Raw genomic sequence first — 19,127 nt, forward strand, 5'->3', positions numbered from 1 at the left:
GCCTGCCTCAAGGCAGCCGGGCGAGCCAGACCGAACGTCCGCCGCACGTCGGGTCCTCCGGCGTGAACCGGACCACCTCGAACCCGCGCTCCGCCAGCAGGGACCTGTATTCCGCGGGCGCGAGGCTGGCGTGATAGAGGGGTTCGCCCTTGAAGGCGCCGACCGCCTCGCCATGGGCCGGACCGCTGTTGAACATCAGGGCCGCGCCTGGCGCGCCGTGGCGACGGAACACGTCAAACATGCGCCGCTGATCGTCATGATCCAGGTGGAACAGGCTGTCCCAGGCCAGCACGCCGTCGAACCTCTGGCCCAGGTCAGTGAGGCGCATGTCGCCCACGCGCCAGGTCTGATCGGGAAAGGCCGCTTCACAGACCGCGATCAGCTCTGGTGACCCATCGACGCCGGTCACGGCGCAACCTTGGCCGATCAAGTGGCGCGCGATCGGGCTTCCAGACCCGCAGCCAAGATCGAGCACACGGCGGCCCTCCGGCAGCAGCCCCAGGAACCGGTCGAGCCAGACGCCCTCGGTCAGTTGGTCGCCGCGGTTGCGCACCCACGCCGCGGCATGGCGCCGGTAGAGGCCGATGACGTCGCGCGCGCTGCTGCTCATGGCTTTCAGCCTACCAGCGAACGCTAGACGTCATCATGACAGGCCTCATCCCTCCCGGGTGCGGACCATGTCGAGGGCGACGTCGACGATCATGTCCTCCTGGCCGCCGACCATGCGGCGGCGGCCGAGCTCGATGAGGATGGCGCGGGTGTCGAGGCCATAGGTCTCGGCGGCCTTTTCGGCATGGCGCAGGAAGCTGGAATAGACCCCGGCATAGCCGAGGCTAAGGGTCTCGCGGTCCACCCGGACGGGGCGGTCCTGGATCGGGCGCACCAGGTCCTCGGCCGCGTCCATCAGCTTGAAGAGGTCGCAGCCATGGTCCCAGCCATAGACGTCGGCTGCGGCGATGAAGACCTCCAGCGGCGCATTGCCGGCGCCGGCCCCCATGCCGGCCAGGGAGGCGTCCACCCGGATGGCCCCGTTCTGGACCGCGGCGATGGAGTTGGCGACGCCCAGCGACAGGTTGTGGTGGGCGTGGATGCCCCGCTCGGTCTCAGGCTTGAGCACCGCGTCATAGGCCTGCAGCCGTTCGGCCACGCCCTCCATGGTGAGCGCCCCGCCGGAATCGGTGACATAGACGCAGTGGGCGCCGTAGCGCTCCATCAGCAGGGCCTGCTGCGCCAGGGCCTCGGGCGCGCTCATATGGCTCATCATCAGGAAGCCGGAGACGTCCATGCCGAGGTTGCGAGCGGCCTCGATATGCTGGCGCGAGACGTCGGCCTCGGTGCAGTGGGTGGCCACGCGCACCGAGCGGACGCCCAGCTCATAGGCGCGCTTCAGGTCATGCACCGTGCCGATGCCGGGCAGGAGCAGGGTGGTCAGGACGGCGTGCTGCAGCACCTCGCCGACCGCCTCGATCCAGGCCCAGTCGGTGCAGGCGCCAAAACCGTAGTTGAAGGACGAGCCCGAGAGGCCGTCCCCGTGGGAGACCTCGATGGCGTCCACCCGGGCCTCGTCCAGGGCGCGGGCGATGGCCCGGACCTGGTCCAGCCCATACTGGTGGCGGATGGCGTGCATGCCGTCGCGCAGGGTGACGTCCTGGATGTAGAGCTTGCGGGCGGGGGCGGGGGCGCTCATGCGGAAACTCCTGCGCCGCGGCGTTCAACGATGCGCTCGGCGGTGCGCAGGGCCGCCGAGGTCATGATGTCCAGATTGCCCGCATAGGCCGGCAGGTAGTGGGCCGCGCCCTCCACCTCGAGGAAGACGCTGACCTTCAGGCCGGCGAAGGCCTCGCCCATCTCCGGGATCAGCAGGCGGGCATTGTCGGTGATGGTCTCGAACTGCACCGCCTGCTTCAGGCGATAGCCGGGCACATAGGTCTGCACCTCGGCGACCATTTCCAGGATCGAGGCTTCGATGGCGGCCGGGTCGCCGCCCTCGCAGAGGCAATAGACCGTGTCGCGCATGATCAGCGGCGGCTCGGCCGGATTGAGCACGATGATCGCCTTGCCCCGCCGCGCGCCGCCCACCTGCTCGATGGCCCGGGAGGTGGTCTCGGTGAACTCGTCGATATTGGCCCGCGTGCCGGGGCCGGCCGATTTTGAGGCGATGGAGGCGACGATCTCCCCATAGATCACCGGGGAGACCCGGTTGACCGCCGCCACGATGGGGATGGTCGCCTGGCCGCCGCAGGTGACCATGTTGAGGTTCGGCTGGTCGAGATTGGCCTCGCCGTTCACCGGCGGGATCACATAGGGGCCGATGGCCGCCGGGGTCAGGTCGATCACCGTCTTGCCATGGGCGCGCAGCACCTCGTCATGCCGCTGGTGGGCGCCGGCCGAGGTGGCGTCGAAGACGATCTGGATGTCGCCGAACTCCGGCATGGCCACCAGGCCGTCGATGCCGCCGGCGGTGGTGGGCACCCCCATCCGCTGGGCCCGCTGCAAACCATCGGAGGCCGGATCGACGCCGACCATGGCGCCCATGGCGAGGGTCTTGGACAGGCGCATGATCTTGATCATCAGGTCCGACCCGATGTTGCCCGGGCCGATGATGGCCACCTTGACCGGCGAGGATGGGGACTCCACGGCGCTGCTTCTCCTGTTTGCGGACGCCCGAAGCGCCCTCAATTCGGGTGGCAATCTTGTCATACAATATTATAAGTCAAGGGTGCTCAGCGGAGTTTGGAAATGGCGAGCGACAAACGCATCGCATTGATCGGCCTTGGGGCGATCGGGCAGGAAATCATCACCACGGCCGGGCGCCTGGGCGAGGCTGACAGCGTCTGCGCCGTGCTGGTGCGGCCGGGCCGCGAGGCCGCCGGCGTCCCTTGCGCCCATGATCTGGCGGGCCTGCTGGCGTCGAAGCCGGATGTGGTGCTGGAATGCGCCGGCCATGGGGCGGTGCGCGAATTCGGGGCGCAGATCCTGGCGGCCGGCGTCGATCTGGTGGTCTCCTCCGTGGGCGCCCTGACCGACACCGATCTGACGCGGCGCCTGCTGGCGGCCGAACAGGCCGGGGGCGGGCGGCTGCTGATCCCGGCCGGCGCGGTGGCAGGGCTCGATGGTCTCGTGGCCGCCAGCCTCGCAGGACTGAGCGCCGTCACCTACGACTCCCACAAGCCGCCCCACGCCTGGCGCGGCACGCCAGCCGAACAGGCCATCGACCTGGACGATCCGGCGGAGGAGCAGGTGTTCTTCGAGGGCTCGGCCCGGGCGGCGGCGGCGGCCTATCCCAAGAACGCCAATGTCTCGGTGGCCGTCTCCCTGGCGGGGCTGGGGCTCGACCGCACCCGGGTGCGGCTGATCTCCTCGCGCAAGGTGAGCGACCCCCTGGGCGTCATCACCGCCGAGGGCGACTTCGGCCGGTTCCTGTTCGAGATCTTCGCCGTGGCCGCGCCGGACAACCCCAAGACCTCGGCCTTGACGGCCCACAGCCTGCTGCAATGCGCCCGGCTGGGGATCGGCCTGCCGGCGGCTCGCCTGCAGGCGGGCTTGTTTCCTGAGCCCTGACCGGGCCAAATCCACGGTAGGGTTGTCGGACACGGAATCGCGACGCGGCGAACCACTGATCCGCGTGACAAGGGGCTGACTTGGAATACGAAGACCTGAGGATTGTCGATACGCCGTCGCTGGTGCGCGACCATGCGATCTCGAAGCTCCGCAACGCCATCAGCTCTGGCCTCTATCCCCCCGGCGCGCGCCTGGTGGAGCGGGAGCTGTGCGAGGCCCTGGGGGTCAGCCGGACCTCGGTGCGCGAGGCCCTGCGCCAGCTGCAGTCGGAAAACCTCGTCGAGGTCGGCCGGCGGCGCAGCATCAATGTGGCGGTGATCACCGCCCAGGACGCCGCCGACATCTACATGATCCGCGAAATGCTCGAGACCCAGGCCATCCGGCGCTTCGTCGCCCTGTCCGACGACGCCGAGCGCAAGGCCCTGGCCGCGGTGCACAAGCGGCTGGTCAAGGCGCTCAGCAAGAACGACATGGCCCAGCTCTCGGCCATCGCCAGCGAGTTCTATGAGCGCGTGCTGATCGGGGCCAAGAGCCGGGTGATCTATGAGGTGGCCCGCCCCCTGCTGGCGCGGGTCAACTATCTGCGTATCCGCTCCATGGCCGAGCCCGGCCGCCTCGATGGCGGCCTGAAGGAATGGGACGCCATGATGGAGGCGGTGCAGGCCGGCGACGCCGATCGGGCCGCCGAGGCCATGGCCGTTCACCTGCGTAACGCCCGGGCGGCCATCGTGGCCCGTCTCGAAGCCGATGAAAAAACCGCCATTCCGGCGAAACGAAAGGCTGCTTCCTAGGCGCCGCCCAAAGCGGTCTTCGGCGCCAACATCTAATATTGTCATACAAACTGGAGGCCGTTAGCCTCGCCCCTCTCAAGAGGAGTGCGTACCATGGCGTCTGGGTCGAAAGTGATCGTGGTGGGGGCCGGCCCCGTGGGGACCATCGCCGCCTACGCCCTGCGCCGCCGGGGCGTGCCGGTGGTCCTGGTCGAGGCTCTGCTGGCGCCGGAGATCGACTGCCGCGCCGCCTCCTGCCATCCCCCGACCATCGCCATGCTGGCCGAGCTGGACCTGCTGGAGGCGGGCCTGGAGCAGGGCCTGGTCTCGCCGGTCTTCCACTATATGGACCGGCCCACCGGCCAGCGGATCGCCCGCTTCGACATCCGCGAGATGCAGACCCCGCCCGAGCACCCCTATGTGCTGCAGTGGGAGCAGTACAAGATTTCGGCCACCATCCTGGAGCGCCTGAAGGCCGATGCGGGCTGCGAGGTGATGATGGGCGCCCGTCTCACCGAGATCGTCCAGGGCGCCGACAAGGTCCGCGCCGTGCTCGAAACCACCGACGGCGTGGTGGAGATCGAAGGCGACTATCTCATCGGCTGCGATGGGGGCCGCAGCACGGTCCGCCGCCTGGCCGAGATCGAGTTCGAGGGCTTCACCTGGCCCGAGCGCTTCCTCAAGGTCGACACCCATTTCGACTTCATGTCCCTGCGGCCCGACCTCAGCAACCGCAACTACTTCTCCGATCCCGACGAGTGGATGAACCTGTTCAAGGCCCGCGGCCCGGACGGCGGCGGCCTGTGGCGGGCGGTCAGCCCGACCCTGCCCGAACAGACCGACGAAGAGCTTCTGTCGCCGGACGCCATCGAGGCCCGCCTGCAGAAGTTCTGCCCCAAGGATGGCCCCTATGAGATCGCCACGGTGGCGCTGTATCGCGTGCACCAGCGGGTGGCGGCGACCTTCAACAAGGGCCGGGTGTTGCTGGCCGGGGACGCGGCCCATGTGAACAACCCTGTGGGCGGCATGGGGATGAATGGCGGCATCCACGACGCGGTCAATCTGGCCGCCAAGCTGGACGAGATCCTCAACGGCGGGGCGGACGCCCAGCCCCTGCTGGACCGCTATTCCCGCCAGCGGCGCAAGGCCCAGACCGATTTCGTCCAGGCCCAGAGCATCCAGAACAAGAAGACGCTTGGCGAGAAGGACCCCGAGGCCCGCGCCAAGGGCCTGGAGACCATCCGCCAGGCCGGTCTCGACCCCGACCTGCATGACGCCTTCATCGGCCGCGCCTGTCTGATCGACAGCGTGAAGGTCGCCGACGCCGTCCTCTAGCCCCCAAGGAACACCGCCCCATGTCCGTCGCCCGCCATCCCCGTCCGGCCGAACTGGCCGACGCCTCCCTCGAAGATCTGATGGCCCGCTATGTGGCCAGGTTCGAGACCCGCACCCCTGACTGGAACGCGTTTTCCGACGCCAGCATCGAAGGCTATCGCCGCGCCCAGCATCGCTTCATCGGCGCCGGCGCCTCGGGCAAGCATGACGACGCTGGGGTGATCCCGGCCACCGGCTTCACCCTGTCGATCATGCTGGTGCCGCCGGGGCAGGGGAATGCGCCCCACACCCACGAGGTCGAGGAGGTGTTCTTCATCCTGCAGGGCCGCTGCGTGGTGTTCATCGAGGACGAGGACGGCCGGCGCCTGTCGCAGGAATTGGGCCCCTGGGAGATGATCTCGTGTCCGCCCGGCGTCATCCATGGCTATGTCAACGAGACCGAGGAGGACTGCTACCTGCAGGTGATGCTGGGCCGCGGACGCCCGGAAACCGCGGGTTTCGCCGATGCGAGCCTGTTCGAACGCCGGGACGCGCACCTGGGCGGCGGCTGACCCCGGCCGCTTGCGGCGCCATCGGCGGTATGGTCTGAGGAGGCATGGAACCGACCGGCGCCAATCTACCCTCGATGAATCTGCGTCATATCGAGGTCTTCCACGCGGTCTATCGGGCCGGCTCGATCAGCGCCGCGGCCCGGGCCCTCTATGTGTCGCAACCCTCGGTCAGCAAGGTGCTGAAGCATGCAGAGGGCCGGCTGGGCTTTCCCCTGTTCCGGCTGGTCAAGGGACGCCTGACCCCGACCGAGGAGGCCCACGCCCTCTTCCGCGACGTGGACGAGATCTACACCAAGATCGAGTCGCTGAAGGAGACCACCCGCAACCTGCTGAAGGGCGGGTCGGCCCATATTGGCCTGGCGGTGTTGCCGTCCCTCGGCCTCGGCGTCGCGCCGCGGGCCGTCGCCCTGTTCCGCAAGAAGAATCCCGGGGTCACCTTTGGATTGCAGACCCTGCACGACGAGGACGTGCTGCGCGCGCTCTATGAACGCAAGGCGGACCTGGCGGTGGCCTATGACGCCCCGCGCCATCCCCGCCTGGCCCACATCCGCATCGGCACGGGCGAACTGGTGGTGCTCTACCGGCGCGAGTATCTGCCCGACGCCCCGCCGCGGGTCAGCCTCGACCGCTTCGCCGGCCACGAGCTGATCAGCCTGACCGGAAGCGGCCCGGTGGGGGCGCTCTACGCCAGCGAGGTGGTGCAAGGAAAGCGCAGCGGTCCCGAAGGCATCGTGGTGCAGACCTATTATGTCGCCGCCGCCCTGGTGCGCCACGGGGCGGGCGTGGCGATTGTCGATGAGTTCACCGCCCGGGAAAACCTGGGTCCTGATCTCGATTTCAGGCCGTTGGAGCATCCGGTCAACTTTGGCGTCTACTGCATATACCTGGAAGACCGCCCGCTTTCCAAGATCGCCAAGGCTTTCGTGAACACCCTCAAGGCCGATATCCAGGACCAGCAGCAGGCGCATAACCCGGGGCTATAACACTCCTCTTTCTTTCGAGCTTCGCGCGCGCCCTGGTTGCGCGATGATTGCGCAACACCACTGCGCCGGCCCGAAGTGAGGCATTATGATCCCGCCGCCCTACCTGCTCTATCTTGGCGACTCCCAGAACGAGCTTTCCGTGAAAACCTCCCGCGGGGTGGCTTACTGGCGTCCCGAATGGAGCCTGGGCGAGCACCGGGGGCCGGACTGCACGGTCACCCTGAACCTGCCGCACCTGGACTTCGCCGAGGCTGCGGCCAGGGGCGCCAAGACCCTTATCATCGGCGTCGCCAACGCGGGCGGGGTGCTGGGGCCGAAGATCGTCGCCGACGCCGTCAAGGCCCTGGACGCCGGCCTCAATGTGGCCTCGGGCCTGCACGAGCGCCTGACCGCCCATCCCGAGATCGTCGCCGCCGCTGAGCGCAATGGCCTGTCCCTGTTCGACGTGCGCGAGCCGCCAAAGAAGATGGACGTCGGCAACGGCCGGCCGCGGGCGGGTCACCGCCTGCTCACCGTCGGCACCGACTGTTCGGTCGGCAAGATGTACACGACGCTGGCCATCGAGCGGGAAATGCGCGGCCGCGGCCTGAACGCCGACTTCCGGGCCACTGGCCAGACCGGCATCTTCATCGCCCAGTCGGGCGTGCCCATCGACGCGGTGATCGCCGACTTCATCTCCGGCGGCATCGAAGCCATTACGCCAGCCCGCACCGACGGCGGCTGGGATCTGATCGAGGGGCAGGGCTCCCTGTTCCATCCGTCCTTCGCCGGGGTGTCGCTCGGCCTGCTGCACGGCGCCCAGCCCGACGCCATCGTGCTCTGCCATGAGCCCGGCCGTCCGCACATGCGCGGCATCACCGGTCGCGCCCTGCCGGACCTCAAGGCCTGCCTGGAGGCCAATCTCGCCTCGGCCGCCCTGACCAATCCGGGCGTGACGCCGGTGGGGATCGCGTTCAACACCTCCAACCTCGCCCCCGATGAGGCGCGCCGTCTCTGCGACGAGACCTCTGCGCGCTTCAATCTCCCTTGCCAGGACCCCGTCTCCATGGGCGTGGACCAGATCGTCGACAGGTTAGTTGAATGCTTCGCACCGTTGCAGTCCGAGCAGAGCGTTGGCCGCTAAGCACGCCCTTCCGCATCTCCCGCGGGGTCAAGACCGCCGCTGACGTGGTGGCCGTGACCGTGGTCCAGGACGGACGGCGGGGCCGGGGCGAGGGCGTGCCCTATGCCCGCTACGGCGAGACCATCGAGTCGGTCCTGGAGCAGGTGAACAGCCTGTCGACCGAGCTGACCAACGGGATGACGCGCGCGGACCTGGCCGGCCGGCTGGGTCCGGGCGCCGCCCGCAACGCCATCGACTGCGCCCTGTGGGATCTCGAAGCCCGCCTGGCCGGCCGTGCGGTCGCCGACACCCTCGGCCAGCCTCCGCTCCATCCCCTGGTGAGTGCGCTGACCGTGAGCCTGGACACCCCCCAGGCGATGGGTGAGGCGGCCGCACGGATGACCGGGGCGACCCTGATCAAGGTCAAGGTCGACCGGAAGGATCCCGCCGCCTGCCTGGCGGCCGTCCGCGCCGCGGCGCCCGACGCCGCCCTGATCGTCGATCCCAATGAGAGCTGGACCATCGAGACCCTGGCGCAGCTCCAGCCGGTGCTTCGCGAGCTGAAGGTCGCCCTGATCGAACAACCCCTCTCGGCCGACGAGGATGGCGACCTGCTGGGCTTCGAGAGCTGCGCGCCGATCTGCGCCGACGAGTCCTGCCATGTGGCCGCCGACCTGCCGGGGCTGAAGGACCGCTATCAGGTGGTGAATATCAAGCTCGACAAGACCGGCGGCCTGACCGAAGCCCTCGATCTGCTGGCCGAGGCCCGTCGCATGGGCTTTGGCGTCATGGTCGGCTGCATGGTCTCGTCGTCCATGTCCATCGCCCCGGCCTTCCATGTGGCCCGCCACGCCGATTTCGTCGATCTCGACGGCCCCACCTGGCTCGCCGACGACTATGCCGGCGGCGCGGTCCAGCGCGGCGCCGAACTGCTGCCGCCCGAGACCCTCTGGGGCGTGCCCGACTCTGCGACACCGGAGACCGCGGCCTGATCCCACGGGGTCGCCGCGCTTAAGGATCGCCTGCCCCTCGTCCTGGAGACCTGCCGATGAGCGACCTCGCCCCTGAGCCTGCGGCGCCCGCCACGCCTGACCGCAAGGGCGTCGGCGGCTTCGTCCGGCGCTACTGGCTCGAGGTCACCCTGTGGAAGCGGATCCTTCTGGGTCTGGTCCTGGGCACGATCCTGGGACTGGCCATCGGCGAGCAAGCCATGGGGATCAAGTGGATCGGCGACCTCTTCGTGCGGCTGATCCGCATGATCGTCACCCCGCTGGTCTTCTTCTCCATCGTCTCGGGCATCGCCGGCATGGGCGATGTGAAACGGCTGGGGTCCATCGGGGCCAAGACGCTGTTCATGTACCTGGCCCTCACGGTCGTGGCGGTCTCGGTGGGCCTGTCGCTCGGGGTCCTCTTCCAGCCCGGGGCCGGCATGGATTTCGCCGGCACGACACCCCAGGTGCTGGGCGAAGCGCCGACGCTCGGCGCCTATCTGATGAGCATCGTGCCGCTCAACCCGTTCGCCGCCCTGAGCAATGGCGATATCCCGGCCATCATCTTCTTCGCCATCCTGATCGGCATGGGGGTGCTGATCATCGGCGAGCCGGCCGCTCCGGCCGTCCGGCTGTTCCAGATCGGCTCGGACATCATGCTGGTCCTCGTCCGGGTGATCATGGAGCTGGCGCCGTTTGGGGTCTTCGCCCTGGTGGCCTGGGTGATGGGGACCTCAGGCCCGGAGACCTTCATCCACGTCTTCCTGCTGGCCTGCGCCCTGGTGCTGGGCTGCGCCATCCAGAGCCTGATCGTCCACGGGGGCGTTATCGGCCTGATCGCGCGCCTGCCGGTGGTCCCCTTTTTCCGCGACATCGCCGATGCGGTGATCGTCGCCTTTTCCACCTCGTCGAGCGCCGCGGTCCTGCCCGTGGCCATGCGGGTGGCCGAAAAGAACCTGGGCGTCAGCCACACGGTGGCCTCCACCACCCTGCCGCTGGGGGCGACGCTGAGCATGGACGGCACGGCCCTCTATGTGGCGCTGCTGGCGGTGTTCTCGGCCCAGGCCTTTGGGGTCGATATGAGTGTGGCTCAGTACTTCATGGTGGGTCTGGTCTGCGTGATCGTCGCGGTCGGCACCGCGCCGGTGCCCTCGGCCTCGCTGTTCATGCTGGCCGCCGTGCTGCAGGTGATCGGCCTCAGCGCCGAGCAGACCGCCCTGGTGGTGGGCTTCATCCTGCCCTTCGACCGCATCCTCGACATGACCCGCACCGTGCCCAACGCCACCAGCGACCTGGTGGTGGCCGTCACCGTGGCCAAGTGGGAGGGTGAGTTGGACGAGGTCGCCTATCGCGCCAAGCCGGTCGAGTAGGCCAGCCTCAGCTCAGGCCGGTCAGTTCGGGCTGTCCCAGACCGGCAGAAGCCGCTCCGCCCGTGTCCAACCCGACCGGCCATCTGCCAGCCGCACGCGGCGCCAGCCCAGATAGGCCTTGTCGACCCGCCCGACCGCGCCGCCCGCCAGCTGGATCTCGGCCTCCTCGGCCGGGGTGTCCACCGGCAGGGGGCGCAAGGGACCGGCGCCCCAGACCAGCACGGCCCTGTCGCTGGCCAGTACGCCATAGCCGCTCAGGGCCGTGGCGCAGATCACGACGCCGACCAAGGCCAGCCCCGCCAGGGCGAGGCCCGCCTGGGCGAGATGGCGTCTGGGCCGGTAGCGGGCATAAAGCGCCGCGCCGAGCCCGGCCGCGGCGACCCAGGCGAACCCGATCAGCAGCCAGCGCCAGGCGGCCGGCGAGGCGATGGCGATGGCCCGGCCGCGCCAGTCCCGGGGGCGCGGCACGCTGGCGCGCGGCTCCAGGCTGTAGCCGGCCTTGGCGCTGGTGGTCATCCAGAGCTGGCGGGTCTGGGGATCGGCGGGGTTGTGCAGCCAGGCGATCGCCGCATGGCCGGCGGCCTCTTCCCACTGGTCCTGGGCGGCGAGCGCAATGGCCAGGTTGTGCCGGGCGCGCCAGTCGAGGGGCGCCTCGGCCACGCTCTGGCGCAGGGCCTGCGCGGTCATGTCCTGGGCCAGGGCCTGGCCGCTCATCACCATCAGGGCGAGCCCCGCCATGGCGGCGGCGGGCAGCAGATTGCCGCGGCGCAGGGCCGTGGCCGGCTTGAAGGGCGGCGGCGGGCCAAGGTCAGCCAAGGCGGCCTGGGCGCGCGGCGTCCAGTCGTCGGCCAGCACGCCGGCGCGGGCGTAGAGGAACTGGTCGGCCTGCGCCCACAGGGCGCGCCATTCAGGATCTGGGAAGGCGTCTGGCGCCGGCGCCGCCAGGCCGAGACGCCAGCGCAGGGCGGCGTCGGCCTGCCAGGCTCGCACCAGACGCCGACGCTCGGCCGTTTCTGCGCTCCGGGCCAGTCGGGCCAGGGTGGCGGCCAGCCGGCGATGGGCGGCCCGGGGGATCCGGTCGGGATCGGTCTGGTGGGCGCGCCACAGCGCCAGCAGGCCCCACAGGGCGGCCAGCATGAGCGGGAGAGCCAGCAGGGCGGCGAACCACAAGCGGCCGGCCGGCGGCCCCACCGCCGAACCCTGGCCCTTCAGCATCGGGGGAAGCCGGGCCTCATCCTCCGCCGCATCGGGGGACGCCGCGTCGGGCGGGACCAGGTCGCCGTTGGGGCCTGGCAGGACGTCCAGGGTGATGGCGTCGGCCCGGACCCGCTCAAAGCGTCCGGCTTGGGGATTGAACACCACCATTTCGAAGTCGCTCAACACATAGCGGCCCGCCCGTTGGGGTACGAGCACCACGGTCTCGCTCAGGGTCCGTTCGAACAGGCCCGAGCCTTCGGCCTCGTCCAGCTCCGGCGCGCCGACCACCTCGAAGTCGCGGGAGACCTGGCGGGGCGGGAGTCCCCGGATGGCCGGCCAGTTGCCGGTTCCAGACAGGGTCACCCGCCAGGTCAGGCTCTCGCCCACACGGATCTCCTCGGCCTCGACCTCGGAGGTGACGGTGAACTGGCCGACCGCGCCGGTGAAGCCTTCCGGCGCTGGCGGCAGGGGGCGGATGTTGAACAGGCCGGTGTCACTCTCGATGGTCCGCGTCTCGGTGATGGCCCGCTGGTATTCTTCCATGTCCACCACGCCCGTCTGCAGCCGCATGACCTGGCTGGCCGGCGACAGAGGGGTCAGTCCGGGTTGCAGGGCCATGGCGCGGGTCTTGAATTCGATGACGGCCCGGGCGGCGCCCGGCGCAGGCGGATTGCGCAGGGCGGGCTCCCCCCAGGGTTCGGCGACCAGGGGCTCGGACGCCCATTCCAGTTCGCCCTCCAGATTGCCGAAGGTCGCCCAGTCCACGGTCCAGGCCAGGGTCAGGTCGAAGACCTCCCCGGCCCACAGGGGTTTGTCAGGCGCCTCGAAAGCGCCGGTGACGCTCTGACCCATGGCGGGCGCGCCCCACAGGGCGACCACGGCGGCGAAGGCGGTGGCCGTGCGGCGAAGGTTCACCATGTCTGGGCTCCCGGCGGCCGGGACTCGGCTGTGGCGCTGCGCAGCCGCTGGAAGAGCTCGGCCGGGGAGTCGGCGGCGCGCAGGCGGCGCAGCTCGTCGAGGGGCTGGACCAGGGCCGGATTGCTCCATTCGGATGGATCGAAGACGTCCTCCTGCGAGCCGCCGACATTCTGCAGGCCCTGCTCGCCGGCGGTGGGCTCCTGCTGGTCCTCGGGCGGGCCATCGCCGCCGCCGTCGCGGGCGTCTTCGCCGGCCACCGGCTGCTGGCCCTGGGCGCCCATGGGTTCGTTGGCGGGATCGGCGGGACCGGGATCGTCCATGGGGACCGGCGGCGGCGGGACCAGCAGGCGCTCCAGCTTGGCCTCGATGGCCGCCCAGTCGGCGAGGTCGGGCTCGAGCGCCCGGCCGCGCCGGGCGGCCGCCAGGCCGTCGCGCATGACCCCGTCCTCCAGGGCGTGGCCATGGCCCCGGTGGATCTCGCCATAGCGGGTCGCCACCTCGGCGATGCGCAGATAGTCGGGCGCGCCCAGCCGTCGCTTGGCCACCAGCTCTTCGGCCAGGCCGCGCATCTGCTGGAGGGGATCCTCCTCGCCCTGCAGATCGGCCTCGGTCAGCAGGGGCGACTGGGCCAGGGAGCGGTCCAAAGGCAGGAAGGCCAGCGCCAGCAGGCCGGCCAGGGCCGCCTGAGCCATGGCCTGGGCGCGCCTTTGCCGCAGCCTGGGCCGGGCGGGGATCTCCACCGCCGCGCTCCAGACCAGCAGGGCCAGCGCCGCCAGGGTGAACCAGGCGAACTGGTCGGCCTTGGCGGTGGGGCGGCCTTCGATGGCGCCGGCTCCGTCCGGCGGGGTGAGGCTGGCGGTGCGGACAAGCTCGGTCAGGTCGGCGGCCTCGGCCAGGGGAACCACCTGGCCCCCCGTCGCGCTGGCCAGCTCGCTCAGGGTGGCGGGCGCCAGGCGGGAGACCACCGGCGATCCGGTAGCCAAGGCCAGGGGCTGGCCGTCCGGCCCCGGCGGCGTCGCCCCGGCCTCGGTCCCCAGGCCCACGGCGACGATCCGCACATTCCGGGCGTGCAGGTCGGCCAGCCGCTCGCGCCAGGCGCCGGGCTCGGCCTCGCCGTCGGTCAGGATCACCAGGACCCGGCCCTGGTCGGCGTCGCTGAAGCTGGCCAGGGCCAGATCCAGCAGGGCGGAAAAGTCGCTGCCCGGGACCGGCATGTGCTCTGGCGCCATCTGCGGCAGATAGGCCGAGAGGATCGCCCGGTCCTCGCTGACCGGCGCCAGCAGGTGGGCCGTGCCCGCAAAGCCGATCAGGCCGATACGCCGGTCGGGCAGATCCTCGGCCAGCCGGGTGGCGAGGCTGCGCGCCCGGGCGAGGCGGCTCGGCGAGACATCGGCCGCCAGCATGCTGCGCGACAGGTCCAGGGCGATGATCACCTCGCCCGGCGCCTGGTCGCCCTCGGCCGGCGGCGCCTGGCCCCACTGGGGTCGCGCCAGGGCCAGCACCAGCAGCAGGAGCGCCAGCCAGAAGCGCCAGGCCAGCTGCGGGCGCCCGCGCCGGCGGTCAGCGAAGCGCACCCGGCCGCCTGCGGCCACGCCCCGCCGGATCTGCGGCCAGGCGGTCTTGCCGTCGCCGCCGCGCGACAGCCAGACATCCAGGGCCGCCAGGATCGCGACCAGGGCGGCCAGCCAAAGGAGTTGGGGCCAGAGGAAGCTCATGCCGCCGCCTTGCGACGACGGCCGCCGCCCAGGCGCGCGCCCAGGCCGTTCCAGATGGGGGCCGCCAGCAGCAGGGCGACCAGGGCTGCGCCCAGGGGCCAGGGGAAGAGTTCGGTGGTGACGACCCGGGTGCGGGTGCTGAAGGCGGTCTTCTGGGCCGCGTCGATGGCGGCGAAGGCTGCGTTGAGGGCCTGCACGTCGCCCGCCTGGACGAAGCGGCCGTCGGTCTCCTGGGCCATGCGCTGCAGGGCCTCGATGTCCAGGGCCGAGGGGAACTGGCGGGTTCCCACCCTCTGCCCCTGATCGTCGAAGATGGGGAAGGGGACCATGCCGTTGCGCCCCGCCCCGATGGCGTAGACCGGGACGCCGCGATGGCGGGCGATGGCGGTGGCCTGGGGCGGGGTCAGGCTGCCGCTGGTGTTGGCGCCGTCGGTGAGCAGGATGACGAACTTGCCCACGGCGGCCTCATCGCCGTCGCGCTCATTCTCCAGGCCGGCCAGGGCGATGGCCAGGCCGTCGCCGATGGCGGTGCCGTCGTCCAGCAGGCCGATCTGGATGGAGGCGAGCTGGTCCTCCAGCCAGGCGTGGTCGGTGGTCAGCGGCGCCAGCGTGTAGGCCCGGGCGGCGAACACCACCACGCCGATCCGGTCATTGGGCCTCTGGGTGACAAAGGCCTGGATCGCCGGGCGGACAGCCTCCAGCCGGTTGATTGGCCCGTCGGGGCCCACATAGTCCTCGGCCAGCATCGAGGTGGAGAGGTCGATGGCCAGCATCAGGTCATAGCCCCGGGAGACCACCTCCTGCCGCTGGTCGGTGCGCTGGGGGCGCGCCAGGGCGAGCGCCACCAGGGCCAGGCCCACGCAGAGGGCGACCATGCGCCAGGGGGCGGCGGGCGTGCGGCTGCGGGGGTTCCAGGCTGCGGCATAGGGCACAAGCCACACCGGCGCGCGGCCGCGCCACAGCCGCCAGGCGACCAGCGCCGGGATCAGGGCGAGCAGCAGGAGGAAGGCCGGGGCGGCGAGCTGGAACTGGCTCATGAGGCCGCGCGCAGGGCGCCGGCGCTGCGGGCGCGCAGGAAACCCACCAGGGCGGCCAGGGGATCTTCGTCGGCGCGCACCACCAGCCGGTCGCCGGGATTTGGCCACCAGGCCGCCCATCGGGCCTCGCGCTCGATCCGCCAGGCGGCATGCGCGGCGCGGCTGGCCGGGGTGGCGTTCATCCAGACCAGCTGGCCGGCGGCGGGATCATAGGCGGTCACGCCCTGGGCTGCGGGGCCGTCCCGTTCCCAGGCGTCCTCCACCCGCACCCCGATCACCGGATGGCGGCGGCGAAGGGCGGCCCATTCCGGCGGGGGGAGACTGGCCGGAACCTCGCCGAACCAGACCACCAGGGCGCCCTGCGGCGCCTGCTGCGAGATCAGCGGCCAGGGGGTGAAGGGCGTGGCGGGCGCGGGGTCCGGCGGCGGGGCGGCGAACAGGGCGGCCAGGGCCGAAAGGATGCGGGCGCGGCGCCTTGTGGGACTGAAGGCGGCGGCGCCGTCCGGGGTGACATGCAGCAGGCCGGCCCGCTCGCGGTTGACCACCGCCAGCATCAGGGTCAGCGCCGCGAGTTGGAGCAACACCTCGCGCTTGCTGGCGCCGCCGGAGCCGAACTGCAGGGCCGGGTCGTCGCTGACCACGGCGTAGACGGTCAACTCCCGCTCCTCGACGAACACCTTGCGATAGAGGTCGCCGAGCCGGGCGGTGACGTTCCAGTCGACGTCGCGGATGTCGTCGCCGAACTCGTAGCGGACCACCTGGTCGAACTCCATGCCCCGGCCCCGGAACACCGAGCGATAGCCGCCGGCCAGCAGGGTCTGCACCGAACGCCGGCGCAGCTGCCATTCCAGCCGCCGCAGCGCGGTCTGGGCGCGGGGGTCGATCTCGGGCGGACGGGCCGTCATGGGCTCGCGTCAGCCGGGGACGGGAACGTCGGCGAGAACCTGGGCGACCACCGTCTCGGCGCTCAGGCCGGCGGCCTCGGCCTCATAGGTCAGGCCGATCCGGTGCCGAAGCACGTCATGCGCCACCTCCTGCACCAGGGCCGGAGTCACCTGGGCGAGGCCGCGGATGAAGGCCAGGGCCCGGCTGGACTGATAGAGGGCCAGCGTCGCCCGCGGCGAGGCGCCGAAGGCCAGCTGACGAAGCCCTGGCGTCCCGGGCGCAGCCATGTCCCGGGTCCTGCGGACCAGGGCCAGCAGATAGGCCTCGATCTGCGGCGCCACGAACACCTCATCGACGCCCTGGCGCAGGGCCAGCAGTTCCGGGCCGTTGGAGGTGGCCTCCACCGAGGGCGACCTTGTGGCCGAGCCCCAGCGGCGCAGCATCTCGAGCTCGTCCGTATCGGAGGGATAGTCGAGCAGGACCTTGAACAGGAAGCGGTCGGTCTGGGCCTCGGGCAGGGGATAGGTGCCCTCGTGCTCCACCGGGTTCTGGGTCGCCAGGACCAGGAAGGGGTCGGGCAGGGGATGGCGGGTTCCGCCGATGGTCACCTGCCGCTCCTGCATGGCCTCCAGCAGGGCGCTCTGCACCTTGGCCGGCGAGCGGTTGATCTCGTCGGCCAGGACGATATTGGCGAAGACCGGCCCCAGGTGCGGCGTGAAGCTGCCGTCGTGGGGGGAATAGACCAGCGTGCCCACCACATCGCTGGGCAACAGGTCGGGCGTGAACTGGATGCGTTCGAAATCCAGACCCATGGCCTGGCCCAGGGACTTGACCAGCAGGGTCTTGGCCAGGCCCGGCATGCCTTCCAGCAGGACGTGCCCGCCCACCAGCAGGGCGATCTGCAGCCGTTCGACGACCTGCGCCTGGCCCAGCACCGCCTTGCCGATCTCGGCCGACAGGCGGGCGGCCCAGGCAGGCCCCGGCAGGGTGGCGGACGAGGCGGGCTGCGGGTGACTCATCGGGACCATCCACGCGTTACAGGTACGGCTGGCGCGCCCCATGCCGGGCGCGCCAGGTCTTGATAGGGCTACTGGCCGCGCCGCAGAACCCGGCCGTGGCGCTCGTCGGTCACCTCGCCGGCCATGACGGCGGGCTTCCCGTTGACGAAGATGTACGCCATCCCCTCGGAATAGGCGTGGGGCTGCTGGTAGGTGGCCACATCGCGGATGGTCTCGGGATCGAACACCAGCACGTCGGCATAGGCGCCTGGCCGCAGGACGCCGCGATCCTTGATCGAGAACACCTCGGCTGACAGGCCGCTGGAGGCGTGGATGGCCTGGGCCATGCTGATCACCTCGCGCTCTTGCACATAGCGGTGGAACTTGCGCGGGAAGGCGCCATAGGCCCGCGGATGCTCGCCGCCGACCCCGAAGGGGCCCAGGGCGCCGTCGGACGAGGTCATGGTCCAGGGCTGCCGCATCAGCCGCTCCACATCGCGCTCGTTCATGTTGAAGGAGACAATGCTGGCGCCGCCCTCGACCAGCATGTCGATGGCGGTGTCGAGGGGATCCTGCAGGTTGCGGCGGGCGATCTCATCCAGGCGCATGCCGTTGAGCGAGGGATCAGGCGCGTAGTTGCGGATCATAATGGCGTTGGCGCCGGCCCGGCGCTCCAGATTGGCCACCATCTCCTGACGGATCAGGGCGCGCTGCTCGGGGTTCTGCAGGCGCTTGACCGTCGCGTCCGGCCCGCCCTCCTGCGCCCAGCCCGGCACCAGGGAGGCCTGCAGCGAGGAGCCGGAGGCGGCATAGGGATACTGATCAGCCCAGATGGACAGGCCCTCGGCGCGGGCGGCGTTGATCATTTCCACCGCCTGCTCGGACTGGCCCCAGACGCTGGGGCCGAGCATCTTCATGTGGGTGACCACGCCGATGATCCCGGTCTGTCGGGACACCTCGATCAACTCCTCGATCGCGCCCAGCACGCCGACGTCATAGCTGGACTCGTCGCGGATGTGGCTGATGTGGAAGGCGTCGGGATAGGTCTGGGCGACCCGGGCGAGGGCCACCAGTTCGGACGTGTCGGAATACTTGCCGGGAATATAGAAGGGGCCGCTGGAGAAGCCGAAGGCGCCCAGGTCCATGGCCTGTTTGACCAGGGCTTCCATCTGGGCCAGCTCGGCGGCGGTCGGCTTGCGGTTCTCCAGGCCCATCACGTCCTTGCGCACGCCGTTGTGGCCGATCATCGGCACGACGTTCACGCCCGGCACATGGGTTTCGATGGCCTCGATCTGGGGGCGGAGATCGCCAGGCCCGCCGCCGTCGGGATTGATCATCACGGTGGTGATCCCCTGATAGAGGATCGGCACGGCGGCCGAGAGCTCGGGCGTTCCGATCTCCGGCGCGGCGTGGGAATGAGGGTCGATGAAGCCCGGCGAGACGATCTTGCCCGTGGCGTCGACAGTGGTGGCGGCGGTCGCGGTGGCCGGGATGGCGCCGACCTCGACGATGCGGTCGCCCTTGATCGCCACATCGGCGGCGCGGCCCTCGGCGCCGGTGCCGTCATAGACCATGCCGCCGCGGATCAGGACGTCGTATTCCTGGGCCAGGGCCGTGGCCGAGACCCCCGACATCAGGCTGAGCGCGAGGCCCGCCGCCAGGACGCGGCGGCGAAGGAAACTCGGCGGGGTCGTGACGTGAGGGGCGGGGGTCATG

Annotated in this window: 17 protein-coding genes; 8 read left to right on the forward strand and 9 right to left on the reverse strand. The window is 70.5% G+C overall.

The genetic code is table 11. The features are described 5' to 3' along the window. Positions 1 to 7 precede the first annotated feature (7 nt). The 3 genes from Q7S93_RS15740 to Q7S93_RS15750 are packed head-to-tail and all read right to left on the reverse strand — an operon-like array spanning position 8 to position 2,637. Positions 8 to 610, reverse strand: a complete 603-nt coding sequence (locus Q7S93_RS15740) for a class I SAM-dependent methyltransferase (protein ID WP_304714903.1) — start codon at positions 608 to 610, stop codon at positions 8 to 10. Positions 611 to 655: 45 nt separating this feature from the next. Next, positions 656 to 1,687 carry a 4-hydroxy-2-oxovalerate aldolase gene (gene dmpG / locus Q7S93_RS15745; protein ID WP_304714905.1) on the reverse strand — a complete coding sequence of 344 codons (1,032 nt, stop codon included), beginning with the start codon at positions 1,685 to 1,687 and terminating at the stop codon, positions 656 to 658. Continuing rightward, complete coding sequence (locus tag Q7S93_RS15750) at positions 1,684 to 2,637, reverse strand: acetaldehyde dehydrogenase (acetylating) (protein ID WP_304714906.1); 954 nt, start codon at positions 2,635 to 2,637, stop codon at positions 1,684 to 1,686. Before Q7S93_RS15750 ends, dmpG begins: the two co-directional genes overlap by 4 nt. 102 nt (positions 2,638 to 2,739) lie before the next feature. On the opposite strand from Q7S93_RS15750, the gene Q7S93_RS15755 reads away from it, so the two are divergent. From Q7S93_RS15755 to Q7S93_RS15790, 8 genes are all read left to right on the forward strand, one after another. Continuing rightward, positions 2,740 to 3,561 carry an aspartate dehydrogenase gene (locus Q7S93_RS15755; RefSeq protein WP_304714907.1) on the forward strand — a complete coding sequence of 274 codons (822 nt, stop codon included), beginning with the start codon at positions 2,740 to 2,742 and terminating at the stop codon, positions 3,559 to 3,561. Between the two features lie 80 nt (positions 3,562 to 3,641). Continuing rightward, on the forward strand, positions 3,642 to 4,352 hold the full coding sequence (locus tag Q7S93_RS15760; RefSeq protein WP_304714908.1) for a GntR family transcriptional regulator: 711 nt from the start codon (positions 3,642 to 3,644) through the stop codon (positions 4,350 to 4,352). A 93-nt stretch (positions 4,353 to 4,445) separates the two neighbouring features. Continuing rightward, the gene (locus Q7S93_RS15765) at positions 4,446 to 5,666 is read left to right on the forward strand and encodes an FAD-dependent oxidoreductase (RefSeq protein ID WP_304714909.1); all 1,221 of its coding nucleotides are present in this window, start codon (positions 4,446 to 4,448) and stop codon (positions 5,664 to 5,666) included. A 20-nt stretch (positions 5,667 to 5,686) separates the two neighbouring features. Then, positions 5,687 to 6,217 carry a cupin domain-containing protein gene (locus Q7S93_RS15770; RefSeq protein WP_304714910.1) on the forward strand — a complete coding sequence of 177 codons (531 nt, stop codon included), beginning with the start codon at positions 5,687 to 5,689 and terminating at the stop codon, positions 6,215 to 6,217. Positions 6,218 to 6,261: 44 nt separating this feature from the next. Continuing rightward, positions 6,262 to 7,200, forward strand: coding sequence for a LysR family transcriptional regulator (locus tag Q7S93_RS15775; RefSeq protein ID WP_304714911.1), 939 nt, complete (start codon positions 6,262 to 6,264; stop codon positions 7,198 to 7,200). Between the two features lie 85 nt (positions 7,201 to 7,285). Continuing rightward, positions 7,286 to 8,323, forward strand: a complete 1,038-nt coding sequence (gene dgcN, locus Q7S93_RS15780; protein WP_304714912.1) for an N-acetyltransferase DgcN — start codon at positions 7,286 to 7,288, stop codon at positions 8,321 to 8,323. Continuing rightward, positions 8,281 to 9,294, forward strand: a complete 1,014-nt coding sequence (gene dgcA / locus Q7S93_RS15785) for an N-acetyl-D-Glu racemase DgcA (RefSeq protein ID WP_304714913.1) — start codon at positions 8,281 to 8,283, stop codon at positions 9,292 to 9,294. The genes dgcN and dgcA overlap by 43 nt, the downstream gene beginning before the upstream one ends. A 56-nt stretch (positions 9,295 to 9,350) precedes the next feature. Next, on the forward strand, positions 9,351 to 10,661 hold the full coding sequence (locus tag Q7S93_RS15790; protein ID WP_304714914.1) for a dicarboxylate/amino acid:cation symporter: 1,311 nt from the start codon (positions 9,351 to 9,353) through the stop codon (positions 10,659 to 10,661). 21 nt (positions 10,662 to 10,682) lie between these two features. Here the strand turns inward: Q7S93_RS15790 and Q7S93_RS15795 are convergent, their stop codons facing one another. The 6 genes from Q7S93_RS15795 to Q7S93_RS15820 form a co-directional block, all read right to left on the reverse strand. After that, positions 10,683 to 12,776 carry a BatD family protein gene (locus tag Q7S93_RS15795; protein WP_304714915.1) on the reverse strand — a complete coding sequence of 698 codons (2,094 nt, stop codon included), beginning with the start codon at positions 12,774 to 12,776 and terminating at the stop codon, positions 10,683 to 10,685. After that, positions 12,770 to 14,491, reverse strand: coding sequence for a VWA domain-containing protein (locus Q7S93_RS15800; RefSeq protein WP_304714917.1), 1,722 nt, complete (start codon positions 14,489 to 14,491; stop codon positions 12,770 to 12,772). Before Q7S93_RS15800 ends, Q7S93_RS15795 begins: the two co-directional genes overlap by 7 nt. Continuing rightward, a complete protein-coding gene (locus Q7S93_RS15805; protein WP_304714918.1) occupies positions 14,488 to 15,528 on the reverse strand; it encodes a VWA domain-containing protein in 1,041 nt (346 codons plus the stop codon). Before Q7S93_RS15805 ends, Q7S93_RS15800 begins: the two co-directional genes overlap by 4 nt. Beyond that, positions 15,525 to 16,433 carry a DUF58 domain-containing protein gene (locus tag Q7S93_RS15810; protein ID WP_304714919.1) on the reverse strand — a complete coding sequence of 303 codons (909 nt, stop codon included), beginning with the start codon at positions 16,431 to 16,433 and terminating at the stop codon, positions 15,525 to 15,527. Before Q7S93_RS15810 ends, Q7S93_RS15805 begins: the two co-directional genes overlap by 4 nt. Positions 16,434 to 16,442: 9 nt before the next feature. Continuing rightward, positions 16,443 to 17,432: an AAA family ATPase gene (locus tag Q7S93_RS15815; RefSeq protein ID WP_304714920.1), complete on the reverse strand. Its 990-nt coding sequence runs from the start codon at positions 17,430 to 17,432 to the stop codon at positions 16,443 to 16,445. A gap of 68 nt (positions 17,433 to 17,500) precedes the next feature. Then, positions 17,501 to 19,126, reverse strand: coding sequence for an N-acyl-D-amino-acid deacylase family protein (locus tag Q7S93_RS15820; protein ID WP_304714921.1), 1,626 nt, complete (start codon positions 19,124 to 19,126; stop codon positions 17,501 to 17,503). Position 19,127 lies beyond the last annotated feature (1 nt).

It is taken from the genome of Phenylobacterium sp. (assembly GCF_030646615.1).
Classification (GTDB): domain Bacteria; phylum Pseudomonadota; class Alphaproteobacteria; order Caulobacterales; family Caulobacteraceae; genus Phenylobacterium.